Below are 1,069 nucleotides of genomic sequence, written 5' to 3' on the forward strand. Positions count from 1 at the left end.
GTATGGCTCCACAGGTAGGACTCGAACCTACGACCGATCGGTTAACAGCCGATAGCTCTACCACTGAGCTACTGTGGAATATGGTGGGCCTAAGTGGACTCGAACCACCGACCTCACGCTTATCAGGCGTGCGCTCTAACCAGCTGAGCTATAGGCCCATTATTTGGAGCGGGTGATGAGAATCGAACTCACGACATCAGCTTGGAAGGCTGAGGTTTTACCACTAAACTACACCCGCGTTACTTAAGATGGGGCGACTGATGGGAATCGAACCCACGAATGCCGGAACCACAATCCGGTGCGTTAACCACTTCGCCACAATCGCCGTCTTAAAATGGTGGCTCGGGACGGAATCGAACCGCCGACACAAGGATTTTCAGTCCTTTGCTCTACCAACTGAGCTACCGAGCCAAACAAAATGGCGGTCCCGACGGGAATCGAACCCGCGATCTCCTGCGTGACAGGCAGGCATGTTAACCGCTACACCACGGGACCACTTTGGTTGCGGGGACAGGATTTGAACCTGCGACCTTCGGGTTATGAGCCCGACGAGCTACCGAACTGCTCCACCCCGCGATGATATGAATATGATATAAATAAATGGCGGAGGAAGAGGGATTCGAACCCCCGCGGGCTTTAACACCCCTGTCGGTTTTCAAGACCGATCCCTTCAGCCGGACTTGGGTATTCCTCCGTATATTTATAACAAATGTAACTTATATGGTAGCGGCGGAGGGAGTCGAACCCACGACCTCACGGGTATGAACCGTACGCTCTAGCCAGCTGAGCTACACCGCCATATTATTCGTTACAATTATTTAATTTCATTGGTGGAGCCTAGCGGGATCGAACCGCTGACCTCCTGCGTGCAAGGCAGGCGCTCTCCCAGCTGAGCTAAGGCCCCATAAATGGTCGGGAAGACAGGATTCGAACCTGCGACCCCTTGGTCCCAAACCAAGTGCTCTACCAAGCTGAGCTACTTCCCGTTTATGGCGCGCCCGAGAGGAGTCGAACCCCTAACCTTTTGATCCGTAGTCAAACGCTCTATCCAATTGAGCTACGGGCGCTT

General features: G+C 53.5%; 12 tRNA genes. All 12 read right to left on the reverse strand.

The annotated features are described in order from the left end of the window. Positions 1-3 precede the first annotated feature (3 nt). Positions 4-78 (reverse strand) — tRNA-Asn (locus ACH6EI_RS27750). A 3-nt stretch (positions 79-81) separates the two neighbouring features. Next, positions 82-158 (reverse strand) — tRNA-Ile (locus ACH6EI_RS27755). Positions 159-164: 6 nt separating this feature from the next. Continuing rightward, positions 165-238 (reverse strand) — tRNA-Gly (locus tag ACH6EI_RS27760). Between the two features lie 11 nt (positions 239-249). Continuing rightward, positions 250-325: transfer RNA gene (locus ACH6EI_RS27765), tRNA-His, on the reverse strand. A gap of 10 nt (positions 326-335) precedes the next feature. After that, positions 336-411 (reverse strand) — tRNA-Phe (locus tag ACH6EI_RS27770). Positions 412-419: 8 nt separating this feature from the next. Further along, positions 420-495: transfer RNA gene (locus ACH6EI_RS27775), tRNA-Asp, on the reverse strand. A 4-nt stretch (positions 496-499) separates the two neighbouring features. Further along, positions 500-576: transfer RNA gene (locus tag ACH6EI_RS27780), tRNA-Met, on the reverse strand. A 25-nt stretch (positions 577-601) separates the two neighbouring features. Further along, positions 602-694: transfer RNA gene (locus tag ACH6EI_RS27785), tRNA-Ser, on the reverse strand. A gap of 27 nt (positions 695-721) precedes the next feature. Beyond that, a tRNA-Met gene (locus ACH6EI_RS27790) sits at positions 722-798 on the reverse strand. 30 nt (positions 799-828) lie between these two features. Further along, positions 829-904 (reverse strand) — tRNA-Ala (locus tag ACH6EI_RS27795). A gap of 5 nt (positions 905-909) precedes the next feature. Next, positions 910-986 (reverse strand) — tRNA-Pro (locus tag ACH6EI_RS27800). Positions 987-990: 4 nt separating this feature from the next. Then, positions 991-1,067 (reverse strand) — tRNA-Arg (locus tag ACH6EI_RS27805). Positions 1,068-1,069: the final 2 nt, after the last annotated feature.

Source organism: Priestia sp. JSM ZJ58, from assembly GCF_044383985.1.
GTDB lineage: Bacteria > Bacillota > Bacilli > Bacillales > Bacillaceae_H > Priestia > Priestia zanthoxyli.